Origin of the sequence: Enterococcus sp. GC34 (assembly GCF_040886645.1) — a bacterium.
GTDB lineage: Bacteria > Bacillota > Bacilli > Lactobacillales > Enterococcaceae > Enterococcus > Enterococcus faecalis.
This window is the reverse complement of the sequence record NZ_JBFOEF010000001.1, coordinates 459915-479343: the sequence shown is the minus strand read 5'-3', so window position 1 is coordinate 479343 and position 19429 is coordinate 459915. Positions and strand designations below refer to the sequence as shown.

The following is a 19429-nucleotide window of genomic DNA, read 5'->3' as shown; positions in this document are numbered from 1 at the left end:
ATCCAATGAACATAATTAATAAAAAATTCTTTGCCACCAATTGTTTAGTTCTAATGTGTGCCATTTTTATTTCTCTGATTTTTTTTTCAGGGAATGTTTTAGCCGCAGACTACCCAGATAATCAAGAAGCAACCATTTTGGGTGGTCATGTGAAAGCTACAATTGCTTATGAAAAAGACCATTCACCTTACTATACCGCTGTTGGGGACACGGTCACAGTCAATACAACTTTGGAAAAACTAGATGATGGTGTCTTACCTGAATCTTTTAATCAATCTTCCATGTTAGTTCTTTTTCCAGATGAAACACAAGGTTTGAAATTAGAAGGAGAACCAACGTTTATTTATAAAAGCGGAAGTTTATCTGATACTGGCTCATTCGTTAATACTTCTAAAGAACTTCATCGAGATATATTTTGGGCCTTTAATGCAGAAGCACAAGTGATGTATCATGATACTGTTTCCTATGATGGTCGGATGACAGAACTTCAAGTAACGAATCAATATGATGATGGTCCTTATGATGACACTTATCGAATTTCCAATTTGTTAATAAACAAAGGAGATAAAATTATTCTTTCGTATAAAGCCAAGGTTACAGAGGAAGCGTTAAAAAATAAAGAGTTTTCTCTTCATTCAGGTATTTATGACAGCTCTAAAGGTGATTTTGATTGGGAGGATTTTTTAACTACGAAAATGCCAGCTATTCAAAGTATCAATGTATCTTTTGATGATGGAAGTAAAAATAAAGTAGTCGACATCACTGATGCAAATTCCTACCATATAACTTTAACCGGTACATGGACTGGAAATATAGCGGATCTAAAACCCACGTTAACTGTTAATGGTCAAGCTGTTGCGATACCAACTGGGAGTTTTCAAAAAGAGGGAACATTTTCAATACCCGTTGATTTAACTAATATAGGAATGATTGGCCAAAATAAAACACAGATTGAAATAAAAGATAGTATGGGGCAAACCGCATCCGATAACGGGATACTAACGTTGGTACAAAAAAATACACCTCCTCAACTTCAGTTGGTGGACGCATTATCAAATAAAACTATTCCAATAACGCCGAATCTTTCATCCTTTAAAGTGGAAGGACAATGGAAAGACGCTGAGAGTCAAACGGGGACTCTTTATTACAAATTAAATGGGGTAGAACATCTACTAGAAAATTCTGTAGCGAATGCAAATAAAGGGACTTGGAATGTTTTTTCACAAGAAATATCATTAGCCGATTTAAAACTTGGAGCGAATGCTGTTGAAATTTATGTGGTAGATACAGAAGGACTCAAGTCAAATGTTGCAACTTTTACCTTACAATTAATGGAAGGCACTGTACATTTTAAATCTGTTGATTCAGTCCTATCTTTTCATGATGCTGTTATTAATGGACAAACAGTTCACTCTCTTCCTCAAAAACCAGTCGATATAAAAATTGAAGATACCACGCGTTCACCAGGAAACTGGCAATTAGTAGTCAGCCAAATAAGCACATTTAAAAATGCGCAAAGAGAACTTCCAGCTGTTCTCAGTTATCAAAATAATAGAGATAATTTAGTCATTACGAATAATCAACAAGTTACCTTACCTGTTGTCAAAGAAACTGACACGGAATATGGTCTGATACAAGATGGAAATCATCAATTTGATTTAGCGATTTCATCGAATGCATATATTGGCGATTATCAATCTGAGTTAGAATGGACAATTATTGAAGCGCCCTAGTTAAAAAGAAAGGAAAACATAGATTCTTTGTTTTTCTTTCTTTTTTGGTATGATAATATAGGTTAGCAAGTCAGGAGTGGAAGTAAAATAATGGAATTAATTGTATTTGTGGGTATGGTGTATGTAAATATTTTAATAGGCATCAATCTATTATTTCAGGAGCGAAGTACGTACTTTTTTACTATCTTTTATTTATTATTGGCGGTTTGTAATTTACTTATGATAAAATATACATTCTTTTTTTTATTTCTGCTCTATTTTTCTCAATGTTACTATATCTATATTAAAGTAGAGAACATTTATCTTTCTATCTTACTAAATAATTTTTTAATGAGTTGTGGGGGATTAATTATCTTCTTGTGTATTGATCTTCCACGATATCTAGGATTCAATCATTTATATATTACTGTTTTTCTAGAAATCGCTATGACAGTATTTTTATGTCTGTACTTGAAGCATCTTGATAAAAAATATCATATTTTTGACTATTTTACAGATTATACGAAAAAAATGAAAAGCATTACCTTATTGTCTACTTTAATGATGGCAGGACTTTATTTTCTACATGCACAAGTGAACCTATATTCACTAGATTACGTGTTAACTTCAATTATTATGTTAGGATTCAACCTTTTTAGTAGTGTAGCTTTTATAGTGTTCATTATTAACAGAAAACGTAAGGAATTTGTTACTTCTTACTTAAAAGATTTAAAAGAAACACAAGAATATTACAATAAATTAGATGAATTTCGTCATGATTATTTAAATTTTATTGCAGCCTTAGAATATGGAATTAGTCATCAGAAACCAGAAGAGGCGCGAGAACTGGTAACTCATTTTAAAGAGTATTCTTTAGAGAGGATAGAAGATGCTAGACATAATCCAATGAAAAAGATTACAGACCCAGTGATTAAAGGTTTACTTTATGATTTTATCGATAAAGCAGAAAAGAATAATAGATCATACTCTATTCAAGTTTTAAATGTGATTTCAACGGTTGCTGTGGACTATATCGACTTGATCCGTCTACTTTCTATTGCTTTAAATAATGCCATTGAGCATTATTCGGCAACAGATAATGCTCAACCGATTGTTATCTGTTTAAACGAGAAAGATCAGGCTTTTCATTTTTTAGTTAGAAATCCTGCGATAATTGACCATGGTGGCAATTTAACGGTACTTTTAAAACGTGGTCATTCCGAGAAAAAAGCAGGAGGACTAGGGCTTTATAATTTTTCAAGAATTGTTAACCTGTATAACAATATTAATTATGATTTGCGCTATGATAAACAAGAGAAACTGTTTGAATTATCTTTAACTATTTCTTTTAAGTAAACAAAAAGCAGGCATATTTTGCCTGCTTTTTGTTTATCCTAGAGCATCAATGTACGTAAGTAATTTCTTTATGCTGGTAGCACTCAATGCCAAACACTCTTCGTTTTTAAAAATAACTTCCAATGTATTTTTATTTATTTCTTTAATATTATACGGATTAATGGAAAAGCTTTTTAAATCGTTAAAGTAATGATAAGGAGCAAGTAATTGTTTTAAATTTTTCATTTTATCTTGAATGATAAAATTTTCTGTTGTACCGAAAAATTCTATAGACGAACGAAATCCTTTAATAGTGGAGAGGTAATTAATTTCATCTGGATGAATCAGATAGACTTTTGAAGAACCTTTAAGTTCAATAAGAGCAGTTGTGTTATTAACTTTTTTTAATCTAGATACCAAGATATTTTCCAAAGCTAAAAATACGTTGCTCATTTCATTTTTAGAGAGATATAAATCAGGTCGAATATGTTGATTGATAATTTCTAAACCTTTAGTTGTATCATTTGATAAAAAGATGATGTAGCAATCAGGATTAATTAGTCGAATCTTTTTTGCAAAATCAATACCAGAATGAAGGGATTGCAAATCAATATCAATTAAGAAGATATCGGAGACTGAAAAATCAAAAGTATCTAGTTTTTTATAAATACTTTCTAATTTATTATTGGGAAATATCTCTACAGGAACAGAACGTAAACTTTCATAGTTGTGGCGTTCTTTTTTAAATCGCTCTTGATGAAAAGGATTGTCTTCAATGTAATAAATTTTCATAAATTTACGCTCTCCTACCTACATATTTCTTACTTAAGTATAACAGAAATAAGTTAGGAAGAGAAAGTGCTACGTATACTTTCTTCCATAAGCTAACACTGTAAAAGTCACAAAAATGAACCTATTAATAGATAGTTTTAATATACTCAAAGTATTGCTGATATTTGCGAGAAAAATTATCCATCTCTAATAAATGAAAAATTTGAAAGGCCTCATTAACTTTTTTTGTACCCGCAAGTTGTGCTCCTTTGGCATAGCAAAGCAATCCTTCTAAGAATAAAGCCATTGTTTTTCCGTATAAATCTCGAATTTCTAACATTGCTCGAAACTGTTTCAAATAACTTAGCCCTTCGTTGAGATACTTGTTGTTTACACAGAGAAGGATAGTATTGATGAGTATTTTGCTATAAGGAGAATTGTAGCCGTCAGAAGCAGAATAAAGATTTCTTTTTTTGAGCAATCGATTGACAATAATTAACAAAGTTTCGATAGGAATTTCGTCCATAATCGTAATGAACATCGTGACTTCCCTACTTGTCCAGTTCTCTAAGTTCATCAAGTTTTGAACAATATTTGTTATATTTTCGGCAACGACATTGCCGCCCAAACGATAAATAAACAGATTAATTAATTGAATCGTAATTTCTTCTTCGTGTGGCAGTTTTCCAGTTAAAATCGCTGTTTTATAGTCCTCGAGACTTTTCATATTTCCTGCATGATAAAGTTCGGTAATCTCAAACCAAGTCTGATCTTTTAAAGCTTTCTGATAGCCATTGTGAATATACATAAATTCTTCTAATCGAACATTCAAATTTTTTATGATCTTCATAAATATATCGATGGTAGGGCTACTAATGTTTCGTTCAATTCGGCTGTAATAGCTCAGTGTCACAACTCCTTGGCAAACATCTTTTTGAGTTAACCCTTTGTCTTTTCGAATTTTTCTGATTGTTTGACCATACACGCCAGTTTTCCTCCTTGGTCTCTGAAAGTTTCTTACTGTTTCCCTATTATACCATCATAGAAAGGTCTTTCTCTAATGAAAATGACTTATAGTACATCTTTTTTTAAAAGTAAAAACATCTTATGTTATGCTCCAATTCAGGCTAATTATCTTTTAGGTAGTTAAGGTCATTTTTTGAAAATTTTAAAAAGGATGGGATAGGATGAAAAAAAGTATTTTATCAACAATAGCAGTACTGGGAGTGACTTTGGGAGGTGGCGCAATCAATTCGTATGCCGCTGAAGCGAACCCAACAGCTGAATTGACAAGTGAAGCATCTTTGACAATTCAACCAGGAATCTTAAATTTAGATGCAGTTTCTAACTTTAATTTTGGAGAGCTAACGATTCAAGATGTTGCGGAATCTGATCAAACATTGACTGGAACACCAGAGATAACGAAAGTATCTGATTATCGAGGGCCAAACGAATCCGGCTGGATGTTGTCGTTAAAACTATCAGATATTAAAAATGAAAATAACGTAAAATTACAATCTGCGAAATTGAATTTAGCAACCACACGGGCAAAAGGTGATGCGACAGTTACTGCTACGACAACAATTGACGCTGGCACGACTGACCCGACACTTGTCGCTAGTGCAAACGGAACAACTGGATTGGCAGCGAATGAATTTGATTTATCAAACACGACGTTAACTTTTCCAAAACAAAATATTAATAGTGGTCGCTACAGTGGAACGGTTACTTGGGTGTTAACAAACGCTTATACTCCTGAATGAAGCAACCTAGACAAAAAAATTAATAATTTGTCTGTAAGTTAAATGGCTCAACAATAGAGTTGAAATTTTGGCTGTTAGGAGGAGAGAGCATGACGGTTAAAAGTAACACTACTTTTTTGTTATTTTTTTTCACATTATGTAGCATATTTTTTAGCATAAATAGTAAAGTAATGTTTGTAGAGGCGGAAACGACCGCTTTTACTGTGACACCCGAGTATCCTGAAAATCAAGTATCAGAAGCTACATATTTTGATTTATATCTTCAGGAAAATAAACAAACGTTGACTCTTCTAGTTACAAATACATCTGAACAAACATTGCAAGTAAAAGCGAGTGCTTTAAACAGTTATACAACATCTACGGGTATAATTGCTTATCAAAGCCGTGAAACTGCAGAAATGTATCAGGGGCAGTCATTTACTCAATTTGTTGAACCAAAACAACAAATAATAAGTCTGAAGCCTTCTGAAAGTAAAAAAGTTTCGTTTCAGTTAGACAGTCAACGACAAAAAATTACTGGTGAAGTGCTAGGTGCTTTTGCTTTTGAAACAATTACTTCCCCAAACCAAGAAAAAGCAATGCATTCAATGATTCAGGCAAAATATCTAACCCAAATCGGTGTCAGGTTACGCACCGATTTGGGTTCACTGCCTGAGCCTAATTTACTTTTTGACAAAACTGAGCCAGTCATAAAAAATGATACTGTAGTTATCAAAAGTACCTTGATAAACAACCAGCCTACCGCATTTGGTAAGGTAAACGTTGAGACAACTGTCTATGATAAAACAAATAAAAAAATAATTGGTGCGAAAAAAGCAGACAACTATCAAATTGCTCCTAACTCCTTGATTCCAATTTTAACAGAGTTAAAGGAAGAAACTTTAAAATCTGGAACATATAATGTTCATATCGCAATTCATTCCTCAAAAGGCAACTGGGTGTTCGATGACTCGTTTACTGTTTCTGCTGCTCAAGCGAAAGCAATTAATCAAAAAACAGTCTTTTTCACCAAACAGAAAGATGAATCTATTATATTTTCAATTTTAGTTGGAATGCTGATTGTGTTTTTACTAGCAATTCTGGGCTTACTTTGGAAATATTACCAATTAAAAAATAAAAAGAGGGTGAATCAAGAATGAAGCCCAGCAAATTAGGCGGCTTGTTTTTTTTACTTTCCTGTTTATTACTTTTCTTTGGTGGTCTATTTTTCTTTCCCAGTGAAGGGTTAGCAGAGATCATTGAACCAGCGTTTGAGACATTGCCAATTGATCAAACGATGATTTCCACGGTAGGAAAAGCGGGAAGTCCAAGTGGATCTGAAAATCACCGCTATGTTCAGATTAATGATACAACACCGAGTTCTAGTGGGGCAGTTTGGTTTAATAACCCAGTGAGTTTTACAAATGATTTTAAAATTGAGATGGCTTTTTATATTGAAAATGTAACAAATGATAGTGATGGATTAACATTTGTTATGCAAAGTAATGGTCCGACAGCAATAGCCGAAGAAGCTGGTCCAACGATTGGAGTATGGGCAAACACAGGAGATTCTACACCACTAAGTAAGGGGGCAATTCCTAACAGTTTGGCGATTGAATTTGACACTTTCTATAACAATAATAGTAATCTTATTGCAAACGATGGCATGATGGATCGTGATACAAGTTCCAAAGGTCATCATATTGCCTGGGCTTATCCGGGGGCAGAAACTTCCTATACAAAAGATGGTATTTTTAAGATTGACAAAGTCCTTCATCACCGAAATGAAAAAGGAGTGACAGATTTATCTGATAGTAAGTGGCATAAATTTATCGTGGAATTTAAACGAGAAGCGGGAACATTTACCTATTCTGTTCCTGATTATGCCTTAAATATTACGATTCCTGTGGATACGGAGTTTAAAAATAACTTAGGCTTAAATGAAAATAAACGTGTTTATTTTGGGTTTACTGGAGCAAATGGGGGCTACGCACAAGCAAAAGCTATTTCATTTACAAATGTGGAAGGGCTGGTAGATTTGCAATTACGTACGGGTGTTGCACAATCAGCGGATAACCAATTGCTAGCAGACACTGGGATTCCTCAAAACGAAGTTCATTTTGTCGACAGAAGTCAAGAAATCACGTATATGACAGCGATTGATTATTTACAAACAAGTGATTTACTTCGTTTACAAGCCGGGACGAGGATCCAAATGATACTCCCTGATAACTTTGAAGTGCTAGAGAATAAGGTTTACTTCGGGAGTGCTCAAGAAATTGGGACAGGCGCTCAACCAACGGGAGGACAAGCACTTCCTTTTACAAGAGAAAAAGACAAAATAGTCATTACATTGCCGGCACTTGAAAGAGGTACGTTGTATGGTCTTTATTTCAAAGTGAAAAACAAGCTGGTTCAAATAAATAGCCTACTGGATTTAACTATTCCTGTTTCTAGTACTTTTTCCGGGAATGCTTTTTCCAAACCAGTGACTACCGGTGATCCCGCTGCCCATTATTACAAGCTAACAGGGAAATGGAGGCCGACAATTACAACTGGTCATTCTTCTGCAACGGAGGCAGCTCAGTCTCCTCAGATTGTAAGACAAAAACGTAAGGCCTACCTTCCTGTTCAAATTGAAGATGAAAATTCTACGTCCACTAAACTATTTATGAGTCCTATTGTTTCAGAAGAAGAATTAGCTACGACTACTTTTATTGAAAAAGCACATCTTTCGAGAGAAAATTTAACGGAGAATTTTGAAACAACTATTGAATACGAAACTTCACAGCTTCAACCTGAAAAAATGTATTACGTAGGTATGTATACAGTAGATGCTGAAGGAAATCAATCAGAAACCAAAATTCAAGCCATTGATTTCAAAGGAATTATAGAATTAACAACAGTTCCTACTGCTTTTGTTGGAAACACTTTGACAATCAACGAATTAGTTCAAACGAAGCGTGAAGATGGTTATTTCTATATGAAAATAGAAAATTTACCAGAGAATGATTCGTTGACAATTACAAATACAAGTAGTTACTCTTGGGAATTAAGCGGACAACTAGCAACTATCGTTGAACAACTAGAAAGCTGGGGACAAGAGGTCTCTCTTTGTTTTTTTGAAAAGAATACTCAAACATTACTTTTTCAATTAACCAAAGATGAACAGTTAATTCTAAAGCAAGAAGTAGAAGGTAAGGATGTAACTAAAAGTTTAAATGATTATGATCTCTATTTTCGTTTTAAAGCTGATCCTTTAAAGGTTGTACCAGGACGGTATTCAGGAAATGTTAGATGGCGGTTATCAGAAGTTAAGCCTTGAAAATGAGAATATTTTTAAAGATTATTAAACAAAAAACTGACTACTTAACTGAGTAGTCAGTTTTTTATTGGTAATATTTTTTTTAAATATTAAAACAAATAAGAAAATCTAGAAGCAATACTTTTATCCGAAGTAAAAAAATAGTAGTGGCAGTATTAAGTAGGTTTTGTTTTGCTTAATATATCCCTAAATTAGAGGTCTATTATTTATTTTTGTTCCCTCATAAATATTATTTTATAGCCATAAAATATATTTTTATTATAATTATATTATAAATTAATGAGCATATGATTTGCAGATAAGTTTTTCAGGGCCTATTCTAAATAGGAACTTAGCTATAAAAATAAAAGAGGAGAGTGGTTTTGATGAGAAAAACTCAGAAGATTGTGCCAATTGTGACAGCTTCAGACGAAAATTATGCTCCTTATTTGAATGTAATGATGACAACTGTTTTAGAAAATTGTCATGCGGAGAGACCTGTTCATTTTTATGTGATTGATGATGGGCTGTCGCTATCTAGCAAAAAAGCACTCCGAGAAACGGTTAGTAGTAACTCACAAAGTGCGACTGTTGAATTTCTAACAGCAGACAAAGAAGTTTATCAAAATTTTTTAGTGAGTGATCATATTACAACGACCGCTTACTTACGCATTTCTTTACCGTCACTTTTACAAAAATATAGCTATAAAAAGGTTCTTTATTTAGATGCAGATACGCTTGTTTTAGATGATATTGTCCAGTTGTATGATACGCCATTAGTGAACCAAACGATTGGCGCGGTTATTGATCCTGGTCAAGCATATGCCTTGAAACGTTTGGGCATCCATTCTTCCGATTATTATTTTAATTCAGGAGTCATGATTATTGATATTGACCGATGGAACGAGAAAGCAATCACTCAAAAAACAATTCAGTATCTAGAAGAAAATGGGGACCGCATAGTTTATCATGACCAAGATGCTTTAAACGCCGTTCTTTATGAAGATTGGCTAGCTTTAGAACCAAGATGGAATATGCAGACGTCTTTAGTTTTTAATCGTCATGAAGCGCCTAATGAGGCTTACCAAAAATTATATGCAGCGGGAAATCAAGAGCCAGCGATTATTCATTTTACTGGTCACGATAAACCCTGGAATACGTTAGAAAATCATCCTTATACAGCTCTTTATCTAAACAAGTTAAAGAAAGTAGGTGCAAGAAATGGAAAATAGAAAAGAATTAGCGATTGTCTCATGTTGCAATACCAACTTTGTACCGCATCTTGCTGCTATGTTTGTTTCAATTTTAGAAAATAGTCCTTCAGCGGCAGCTGTTCATTTTTATGTGATTGATGACAATATCAATTTTGAAAGCAAGCAACTACTGTATTTTACGATTAAACATACCCAAATCAATGCAGAGTTAACATTTTTAAAAATCAACCCCCATTTTTTCAAAAATGTTGTAACCAGTGAGCGAATCCCCAAAACAGCTTACTACAGGATTGCTATTCCAGAGTTGTTTAGAGGAAGCCAGATCGAACGGCTGTTGTATATGGATTGTGACATGATTGCCTTAGATGATGTCGCAAAATTATGGACAGTTGATTTAGGTGAAAATATCATCGCCGCTGTGGAAGATGCAGGGTTCCATCAACGTTTGGAAAAAATGGCGATTCCTGCAGAATCTATGTGTTATTTTAACTCAGGCTTGTTGCTAATCGATGTTAAAAAATGGTTGAATTTAGATGTAACCACTAAAGTCTTAAGATTTATTGAAGAAAATCCAGATAAATTACGTTTCCATGATCAAGATGCATTGAATGCGGTTTTACACGACCGTTGGACCCAGTTACATCCTAAGTGGAATGCCCAAGGTTATATTCTGTCAAAAGCGAAAAAACATCCGACTATTTATGGAGAAAGACAATATGAAGAAACGAGAAGAGCACCATCCATTATCCACTTTACTGGCCATGTCAAACCTTGGACGAAAGAATTTCAGTGGTATACCAAGCGTTATTATGATCAATATGCGAACAGGACTGCCTTTCGTTGTGCAAAAACATTTAGTAAATATCTTTCTTATGCCAAAAATAGTAAAGCTGTTGAACATGTTTGATAACCCTTGTTATTTAGAATAATAGAGGTACACCTCAATTAATTACTACAGAAAAGTGGAGACGTAAAGAAGACTAATTTGCGCTAGGCATTGTGCGTTTACTCGAAATATTTTTTAGAAGGAGAGATTTATAATGCCCAAGTACTACTTTATTGGTGGGGAACGAGTGAGGGAGACAGAAGAAAAAGATTTTAATTGGTTAGTGATTGACACTAGTGAAACTCAGGTAATTGAAAGAATAATTAAAGAGTATAATTTTCCTAAAGATATTTTTGTGGGTACGTCGTATCCAGAAGAAGTTTCTCGGTTTGAAACTCTTTTGGGAACGACGTTGAAACAACCGATTTCGCTAGTGCTTATGAACCTTTTGAAGGAGGGCGAGAACATTGAGGAACGTTTAGCACCTATTTCCTTTATTTCTTCAGAAAACCTTTTAATTACATGTACTAACGAAAACAATCATTTTTTTGATCGTTTATTAGAAAAATATGGTTGCAAAATAGATACGTTTGAAAAACTAATAACGTATGCGATTTTAGATATCTATTCACATTACGTAGAAGAGTTAAAGGAAAAAAAACAACGGATCGATCGTCTAGATAAAAAAGCACGTATGACTACAGAAAACAAGGAGTTGTACAAACAAGCTGATTTAGAAAGAGAAATCGTTTACATTGATCATACGTTAAAGGATCAAAAAAGCACATTAGAATTACTTTGGCAATCTTCCCAGTTTGTCCATCGATTATCAGATAAAAAACTACTTTATGACGTTCAACTGAGACAACGACAAACCGAAAAAATGATTTCGATTTATAGAGACCTTTTAGAAAGTATTGGCAATCTTTTTAGCGGCATGATGGATAACCAATTAAATCATTTAATGAAATATCTTGATTCAGCGGCCTTAATTATTTCAATTCCAGCGATGATTGCTGGTGTTTGGGGTATGAATACTGGCGGCCTACCAGGTAAAAGTTCTGGTTTCGGGTTTTTATTAGTCGTCCTAGGTGCGCTCATTATCTCAGTAGCCTTTGGTTATCATCTTTACAAAAAAGATTATTCAAAATAAACAAGCATTAAAAATTATTATATAGGAGGATGAATCATGTTTAGACACCAAAAAGAATTACAGTTTGAGGCGAAACCAGACAAACCAAATCCGTTAATTGCAAAGTATCTTCAAGAGTTAATTGGTGGACAATATGGTGAAATGAGTGTAGCAATGCAATATTTATTCCAAGGATGGAGCTGTCGTGGAGAAGAAAAGTATAAAGATATGTTAATGGATATCGCTACTGAAGAGTTGGGCCACGTTGAAATGCTTGCAACAATGGTCGCTCGTCTACTTGAAGGAGCACCAGTGGAAGATCAAGAAGAAGCAATGAAAAAAGATCCAACAATTGGGGCAATTATTTCTGGGATGAATCCCCAACATGCAATTGTCGCTGGTTTAGGGCCACGTCCCGCAGATAGTGTTGGAAATCCCTGGAGTGGTGGGTACATTATTGCTAGTGGAAATATGTTAGCTGATTTTCGTGCTAATTTAAATGCAGAATCACAAGGACGCTTACAAGTTGCTCGAATTTATGAAATGATTGATGACCGTGGAGTGAAAGATTTACTTTCTGTTCTTTTAGCTAGAGATAGCTATCATCAAAATTTATGGGCAAGCGCTGTGAAGGAACTGGAAACAAAAGAGGGCTCTATCTTAGTTCCAAGCACTTTTCCTAGAGAAGAAGAACGTTTGGATATTGCCTATGATTTCTATAACTTTTCTGAAGGAGATGCAAGCAGTCAAGGCTCATGGGCTAGTGGTAAAGCATTAGATGGAGAAGGAGAATATCAATGGTTAAAAGAACCAAAAATTGAAGGAAAAGCTCCTAACTTAAAGCCTGTTACACCTAAAATGTACGGCACACCGAAATTAAAAAAATAAAAGATATTTATCTGTATATGAAAAATGAGCAAAAAAAGATTCTCTTTTAGAGGATCTTTTTTTATTAACTGGTATCATATTTAAGGGTGGTTTTTTATAAAAAATGATTTCTTTAGGAAAAAAATATTACAATAAAGAAAAATAAAAAAATGTAAACGTTATCATTTCAAGGTTATAGCGGTATGAAGATATTTATTAATACTTTTTATTGACAAAATAAAAAAAACCACCGTACTATTGGTTTGTGGTTATAACCAGTTAGGGTAAAGGAGAAAGTTATGGAAAATGCCTTTAAAAACAAAGCTTTGTATCATCAACTTGTTGATTTGCTGCAGGAACGAATCGAAACATGCATGATTCCTCATGACAAGTTGCCCTCTGAACGTGAATTGACTGCACAATATGGAGTGAGTCGGACGACGGTCCGGTTAGCGCTACAAGAACTAGAAAATAGAGGTTCCATCTATCGTCGTCATGGCAAAGGAACATTTGTTTCAGATATAAAAAAAGAGGCTGCTGATTTAGCTGGCGCATATAGTTTTACAGAACAAATGAAAGGACTGGGTCGAAAACCACATACCCGTATATTATCCTTCGAAAAATTGGAAGCGGATAAATTTATTTGTCAGCATTTGAATCTGTCGTTAGGAGAGGCAGTTTTTAAATTAAGTCGGTTGCGGATTGCTGATAACGAGCCATTAATGGTTGAAGACACATACTTGCCTGTGAAATTTTTCTTATCACTTACGGATCAATTACTACGTAGCAAGCCATTATATGATCTATTTTCGGAAGATTTTAAGCAAACCGTTCGTTTAGCTGATGAAGAATTATACGCTAGCATTGCGTCAAAAGAAGATGCCAAATTATTGATGATTCCAGAAGGAGCACCAGTCCTTCATTTAGCACGCCAGACATATAACATGAAAAATGAAATTATTGAATTTACGTTGAGTGTGGCACGAGCAGACCAATTTCATTATCAGATACGCCATATTCGGAATAGTTAGGAGAGTTAAGTATGTTTACAGCAGAAAAAGAAGAACTAGAACAACTAGGAGCGGAAATCACGACACGTGAAATTCGTCAGCAACCTGAGCTTTGGCAAGAAACCGTGACACTTTATCATGAAAATCAAACAGCTTTGGAAAACTTTTTAAAAGAAGTCCAAGCCAAAGCGCAAGGAAAACGAACAAGAGTAATTTTTACAGGAGCAGGGACTTCGCAATATGTCGGTGATACGGTTGTACCTTATCTCCGAGCACACGGCGACACACAAGCCTTTTCATTCGAAAGTATTGGAACAACGGATATTGTGGCCAAACCAGAAGATTATCTGATTAAAGACGAACCAACACTGTTAGTTTCGTTTGCAAGAAGTGGAAATAGTCCTGAAAGTTTAGCGGCAGTTGAAGTAGCTAATCAAGTGGTTGAAACAATTCATCATTTAGCGATTACTTGTGCCGAAGAAGGACAACTGGCACAAATAAGCCAAAAAGAAGAAAACAGCTTTTTATTCTTAATGCCAACACGTTCCAATGATGGTGGTTTTGCGATGACTGGTAGCTTTTCTTGCATGACCTTGGGTACATTACTACTCTTTGATCAAACAGCCTTTGAGCAAAAACAAGATTATGTAACCGCTCTAATTAAATTAGGTGAAGAAGTGCTATCCCGTGAAGAAGAATTAAATGAAATTGTTAACCTTGATTTTGAACGAATTGTTTATGTTGGTTCTGGAAGTTTAGCTGGTTTGACAAGAGAAGCGCAATTAAAAATCTTAGAACTAACAGCCGGCAAAGTTGCCACAATTTTTGACTCTTCTATGGGCTTCCGTCATGGACCAAAATCATTTATTAATGAAAAAACAATAATGTTTGGTTTTGTTAATAATACACCATACACAAGAGATTATGACTTGGATATCTTAGAAGAAGTTCACGGTGACGAAATTGCGGCGGGTGTTTTTGCGATTGCTCAACCCGGCAAACGTAATTTCTCAGGTTCAACTATTGAATATTCCGCAGAAACTGCTCTATTACCTGATGGCTATTTAGCATTAGCAGATATTATGGTAGCCCAAACAGTCGCACTTTTAACATCTATTAAAGTTGGAAATAAACCGGATACCCCTTCACCGACAGGTACAGTGAATCGTGTGGTTAAAGGCGTAACGATTTATGACTATAAATAATACAACATTTGGAGGAGGAACTATGCTTACGTTAACAGCTGGAAAAAAAGCGGCAATGGATCGTTTGTCAACCCAAGAAGGAATCATTAGCGCATTAGCCATTGATCAACGAGGTGCCTTGAAAAAAATGATCAAAGCGCTAGATGTAGAGCCAACTGATGCACAAATTGAAACGTTTAAAGAATTAGTCTCGAAAGAATTGACACCTTATGCGTCCGCTATTTTATTGGATCCAGAATATGGATTGCCTGCTGCAAAAGCACGCGATACCGAGGCTGGATTGTTACTCGCTTATGAAAAAACGGGCTATGATGCAACAACTCCGGGACGATTGCCTGATTTACTAGCAGATTGGTCTGTTTTACGCTTGAAAGAAGAAGGCGCAGATGCGATTAAATTTTTACTCTACTATGATGTGGATGAGGATCCAGAAATCAATCATCAAAAACATGTATTTATTGAACGCTTAGGGAGTGAATGTGCAGAAGAAGACCTACCATTTTACTTAGAATTAGTTTCTTACGATGCACAAATAGCAGATGCAACTTCGTTAGAATATGCAAAAGTTAAACCGCATAAAGTGAATGAAATGATGAAAGAATTTTCTAAACCCCAATATAAAGTAGATGTATTGAAAGTGGAAGTTCCAGTTAATATGAATTTTGTAGAAGGTTTTGCGCCAGCTGAAACAGCGTATACAAAAGAGGAAGCGGCGAATTATTTCTTAGAACAAAGTCAAGCCACTGATTTACCATTTATCTTTTTAAGTGCCGGTGTCTCAACAGAACTATTCCAAGAAACACTACGTTTCGCTAAAGAAGCTGGTTCAACATTTAATGGTGTTTTATGTGGCCGTGCTACGTGGAAAAATGGCGTGAAACCTTTCGTTGAAGCAGGAGAAACTGCGGCTTGTGATTGGTTAAAAACAGAAGGCCGAGAAAACATTGAAAGTTTAAATGAAGTCATCGCGGCAACCGCCAGCTCTTGGCATGCAAAAGTTCAAGTAAACGAAGGGTAATTGGGAGGCATAGCTGTGATAGTAACAGTAACAATGAATCCGTCAATTGATATATCCTACCTATTAAATCATCTAAAGCTTGATACCGTTAATCGGACCAGTCAGGTGACCAAAACCCCTGGTGGCAAAGGACTAAATGTCACTCGCGTCATTCATGATTTAGGTGGAGATGTTATCGCTACCGGCGTTCTTGGTGGTTTTCATGGGGCGTTTATTGCAAACGAGTTAAAGAAAGCAAACATCCCCCAAGCATTTACATCAATCAAAGAAGAAACGCGTGATTCGATTGCGATTTTGCACGAGGGGAATCAAACTGAAATTTTAGAAGCTGGACCAACTGTTTCCCCAGAAGAAATCAGTAACTTCCTTGAAAATTTCGATCAATTAATTAAGCAAGCAGAAATTGTCACAATTTCTGGCAGTTTAGCGAAAGGATTACCATCAAATTTTTATCAAGAATTAGTTCAAAAAGCTCACGCACAAGAGGTTAAAGTGCTACTAGATACTTCTGGTGATAGTTTAAGGCAAGTTCTTCAAGGACCATGGAAACCGTATTTAATTAAACCTAATTTAGAGGAACTAGAAGGATTGCTAGAGCAAGATTTTTCAGAAAATCCATTAGCAGCTGTACAAACAGCTTTAACAAAACCAATGTTTGCTGGAATTGAATGGATTGTCGTATCTTTAGGAAAAGATGGTGCAATTGCCAAACATCACGATCAGTTCTATCGTGTAAAAATTCCAACGATTCAAGCTAAAAATCCTGTTGGTTCAGGAGATGCAACCATTGCTGGTCTTGCATATGGACTAGCCAAGGATGCCCCAGCTGCCGAACTGCTAAAATGGGGCATGGCGGCTGGAATGGCTAATGCCCAAGAAAGAATGACTGGGCATGTAGACGTAGAGAACGTGAACAAACATCTTATGAACATCCAAGTAGTCGAAATTGCTAAATAAAGAGCTTTCTTTATTTAGCAATTATCCAGGAATTGAAAGCGTTTACTAGAAAGGGTGGCAATGTGGACAGATTTGAAATTAAAGAGGAGTTTCTTTTAAATGATCAACCATTTAAAATTTTATCAGGCGCCATTCATTATTTTCGTGTAGATCCCTCAGATTGGCATCATTCACTTTATAACTTGAAAGCTTTAGGCTTCAATACAGTTGAGACATATGTGCCATGGAATTTACATGAACCGCAAAAAGGAACATTTCATTTTGAGGGAATATTAGATTTGGAGCGCTTTTTAAAATTAGCACAAGAACTTGGACTATATGCGATTGTGCGGCCGTCTCCTTATATTTGTGCAGAATGGGAGTTTGGCGGTTTTCCAGCCTGGCTATTAAATGAACCAGGACGAATGCGTTCGAATAATCCAACCTATCTGAAGCATGTCGCGGAATATTATGATGTTTTAATGGAAAAAATTGTTCCGCATCAACTTGCTAACGGTGGCAATATTTTAATGATTCAAATCGAAAACGAATATGGTTCATTTGGCGAAGAAAAAGCGTATTTACGGGCGATTCGCGATTTGATGATTGCACGTGGCGTGACAGCACCATTTTTTACTTCTGACGGGCCATGGCGCGCAACATTGCGGGCAGGTAGCATGATTGAAGATGATATTTTAGTAACCGGAAATTTTGGCTCAAAAGCCAAAGAAAATTTCGGTATGATGCAAGCCTTTTTTGAAGAACATGGTAAAAAATGGCCGCTAATGTGTATGGAATTTTGGGATGGCTGGTTTAACCGTTGGAAAGAGCCAATTATTAAACGAGATCCGCAAGAATTGGCTGAATCAGTTAGAGAAGCATTAGCATTAGGCAGTATCAACTTATATATGTTTCATGGCGGCACCAATTTTGGGTTTATGAATGGCTGCTCCGCACGAGGAACCATTGATTTACCACAAATCACTTCCTATGATTATGATGCGCCACTTGATGAACAAGGGAACCCAACCGAAAAGTATTTTGCGTTACAAAAAATGCTTCACGAAGAGTACCCTGCGTTACCACAAGCTGAACCATTAGTAAAAGATTCTTTTGCGCAAACAGCAATTCCTTTAACAAACAAAGTGAGTTTGTTTGCGACTTTAGAAACGATTAGTCAGCCAGTGGTCAGCGTTTATCCGCAAACCATGGAACAATTAGGACAAAATACAGGCTACCTTCTTTACCGAACAAGCATTGAAAAAGATGCTGCAGAAGAAAAGCTAAGAGTGATTGACGGTCGTGATCGTCTGCAATTATTTGTCAATCAGATACATCAAGCAACGCAATATCAAACGGAAATCGGCGAAGATATTTACGTTATACTGTCGCAAGAGAATAATCAAATCGATGTTTTAATGGAAAATATGGGTCGTGTCAATTACGGGCACAAATTATTTGCAGATACTCAGAAAAAAGGGATTCGAACGGGTGTCATGGCAGATTTACATTTTATGACGCAATGGCAACAATATTGTTTACCTATGACAAGCTGTGAACAGGTAGACTATTCAAGAGAATGGCAACCTGATCAACCAAGCTTTTACCAGTATCATCTGGAGTTAGCAGAAGTGAAAGATACATTTATTGATGTTTCTAAATTCGGCAAAGGAATTGTTTTTGTTAACCAAACCAATCTTGGTCGTTTCTGGAATGTTGGTCCGACGCTTTCCTTATATATTCCCAAAGGATTATTAAAAGAAGGGCAAAATGAGATCGTCATTTTTGAAACGGAAGGAACGTACCAACCAGAAATTCAGTTAGTAAAAGAACCACTATATAAAGAAATGAAAGAGGGATTACAATGAGTATTATTGGCGTAAGAATTGATGGACGTTTGATTCATGGACAAGTGGCAAATTTATGGGCGACAAAATTGAATATTTCCAGAATTATGGTCGTTGATGATGAGGTTGCAGGGAATGCCATTGAAAAAAGTGGTTTGAAATTAGCAACACCAGCTGGCGTGAAACTAAGCGTGTTACCAGTTGAAAAAGCTGCTCAAAATATTTTAGCAGGAAAATACGACTCACAACGTTTACTAATTGTGGTACGGAAACCAGATCGTTTATTAAAACTAGTAGAACTTGGGGTGCCGATTAAAGAAATCAATGTTGGGAACATGTCTCAAACAAACGAAACACGGTCGATTACTAAGTCAATCAATGTGGTCGATCAAGACATTGAGGTTTTTAAAGAGTTAAATGCTAAAGGTGTCCATCTGATTGCTCAAATGGTGCCAAGTGACAAAGCGGAAGACTTTATGAGTTTGATAACAAAATAGGAGGGAACAAAAA

At 35.5% G+C, this 19429-nt stretch carries 17 protein-coding genes; 15 read left to right on the top strand and 2 right to left on the bottom strand.

Translation table 11 applies throughout. The features are described from left to right. The first annotated feature begins 5 nt into the window (after positions 1 to 5). Positions 6 to 1733: a hypothetical protein gene (locus tag AB3I72_RS02285; RefSeq protein WP_368023487.1), complete on the top strand. Its 1728-nt coding sequence runs from the start codon at positions 6 to 8 to the stop codon at positions 1731 to 1733. A gap of 90 nt (positions 1734 to 1823) precedes the next feature. Next, positions 1824 to 3068: a GHKL domain-containing protein gene (locus tag AB3I72_RS02280; protein ID WP_104844423.1), complete on the top strand. Its 1245-nt coding sequence runs from the start codon at positions 1824 to 1826 to the stop codon at positions 3066 to 3068. A 33-nt stretch (positions 3069 to 3101) separates the two neighbouring features. Here the strand turns inward: AB3I72_RS02280 and AB3I72_RS02275 are convergent, their stop codons facing one another. Together AB3I72_RS02275 and AB3I72_RS02270 are read right to left on the bottom strand one after the other, a co-directional pair. Next, positions 3102 to 3839 (bottom strand): LytTR family transcriptional regulator DNA-binding domain-containing protein, encoded by a 738-nt coding sequence (locus AB3I72_RS02275; protein ID WP_002377201.1) that lies wholly within the window; start codon positions 3837 to 3839, stop codon positions 3102 to 3104. Between the two features lie 124 nt (positions 3840 to 3963). Continuing rightward, positions 3964 to 4803, bottom strand: coding sequence for a helix-turn-helix domain-containing protein (locus tag AB3I72_RS02270; protein WP_101008463.1), 840 nt, complete (start codon positions 4801 to 4803; stop codon positions 3964 to 3966). Positions 4804 to 5005: 202 nt separating this feature from the next. Here AB3I72_RS02270 and AB3I72_RS02265 point away from each other — a divergent pair, with 202 nt between their 5' ends. From AB3I72_RS02265 to AB3I72_RS02205, 13 genes are all read left to right on the top strand, one after another. Further along, positions 5006 to 5581, top strand: coding sequence for a WxL domain-containing protein (locus AB3I72_RS02265; protein WP_368023486.1), 576 nt, complete (start codon positions 5006 to 5008; stop codon positions 5579 to 5581). Positions 5582 to 5670: 89 nt separating this feature from the next. Next, positions 5671 to 6720: a DUF916 and DUF3324 domain-containing protein gene (locus tag AB3I72_RS02260; RefSeq protein WP_368023485.1), complete on the top strand. Its 1050-nt coding sequence runs from the start codon at positions 5671 to 5673 to the stop codon at positions 6718 to 6720. Continuing rightward, positions 6717 to 8885, top strand: coding sequence for an L-type lectin-domain containing protein (locus tag AB3I72_RS02255; protein WP_368023484.1), 2169 nt, complete (start codon positions 6717 to 6719; stop codon positions 8883 to 8885). Before AB3I72_RS02260 ends, AB3I72_RS02255 begins: the two co-directional genes overlap by 4 nt. 365 nt (positions 8886 to 9250) lie before the next feature. After that, positions 9251 to 10096 carry a glycosyltransferase family 8 protein gene (locus AB3I72_RS02250; protein ID WP_086280339.1) on the top strand — a complete coding sequence of 282 codons (846 nt, stop codon included), beginning with the start codon at positions 9251 to 9253 and terminating at the stop codon, positions 10094 to 10096. Beyond that, positions 10086 to 10985: a glycosyltransferase family 8 protein gene (locus AB3I72_RS02245; RefSeq protein ID WP_002408861.1), complete on the top strand. Its 900-nt coding sequence runs from the start codon at positions 10086 to 10088 to the stop codon at positions 10983 to 10985. The genes AB3I72_RS02250 and AB3I72_RS02245 overlap by 11 nt, the downstream gene beginning before the upstream one ends. A 133-nt stretch (positions 10986 to 11118) precedes the next feature. Continuing rightward, the gene (locus AB3I72_RS02240; RefSeq protein ID WP_010715278.1) at positions 11119 to 12057 is read left to right on the top strand and encodes a magnesium transporter CorA family protein; all 939 of its coding nucleotides are present in this window, start codon (positions 11119 to 11121) and stop codon (positions 12055 to 12057) included. A gap of 36 nt (positions 12058 to 12093) precedes the next feature. Further along, positions 12094 to 12924, top strand: a complete 831-nt coding sequence (locus tag AB3I72_RS02235) for a manganese catalase family protein (RefSeq protein ID WP_002419870.1) — start codon at positions 12094 to 12096, stop codon at positions 12922 to 12924. 278 nt (positions 12925 to 13202) lie between these two features. Next, positions 13203 to 13934 carry a GntR family transcriptional regulator gene (locus tag AB3I72_RS02230; RefSeq protein WP_002360115.1) on the top strand — a complete coding sequence of 244 codons (732 nt, stop codon included), beginning with the start codon at positions 13203 to 13205 and terminating at the stop codon, positions 13932 to 13934. Positions 13935 to 13945: 11 nt separating this feature from the next. Then, positions 13946 to 15118 carry an SIS domain-containing protein gene (locus tag AB3I72_RS02225; protein ID WP_002357242.1) on the top strand — a complete coding sequence of 391 codons (1173 nt, stop codon included), beginning with the start codon at positions 13946 to 13948 and terminating at the stop codon, positions 15116 to 15118. A 22-nt stretch (positions 15119 to 15140) separates the two neighbouring features. Next, positions 15141 to 16136 (top strand): tagatose-bisphosphate aldolase, encoded by a 996-nt coding sequence (gene lacD, locus AB3I72_RS02220; RefSeq protein WP_002357245.1) that lies wholly within the window; start codon positions 15141 to 15143, stop codon positions 16134 to 16136. Between the two features lie 15 nt (positions 16137 to 16151). Continuing rightward, on the top strand, positions 16152 to 17093 hold the full coding sequence (locus AB3I72_RS02215) for a hexose kinase (RefSeq protein WP_368023483.1): 942 nt from the start codon (positions 16152 to 16154) through the stop codon (positions 17091 to 17093). Positions 17094 to 17125: 32 nt separating this feature from the next. After that, positions 17126 to 18940 (top strand): beta-galactosidase family protein, encoded by a 1815-nt coding sequence (locus tag AB3I72_RS02210; RefSeq protein ID WP_016614679.1) that lies wholly within the window; start codon positions 17126 to 17128, stop codon positions 18938 to 18940. Beyond that, positions 18937 to 19416, top strand: coding sequence for a PTS sugar transporter subunit IIB (locus tag AB3I72_RS02205; protein ID WP_002361968.1), 480 nt, complete (start codon positions 18937 to 18939; stop codon positions 19414 to 19416). Before AB3I72_RS02210 ends, AB3I72_RS02205 begins: the two co-directional genes overlap by 4 nt. Positions 19417 to 19429 lie beyond the last annotated feature (13 nt).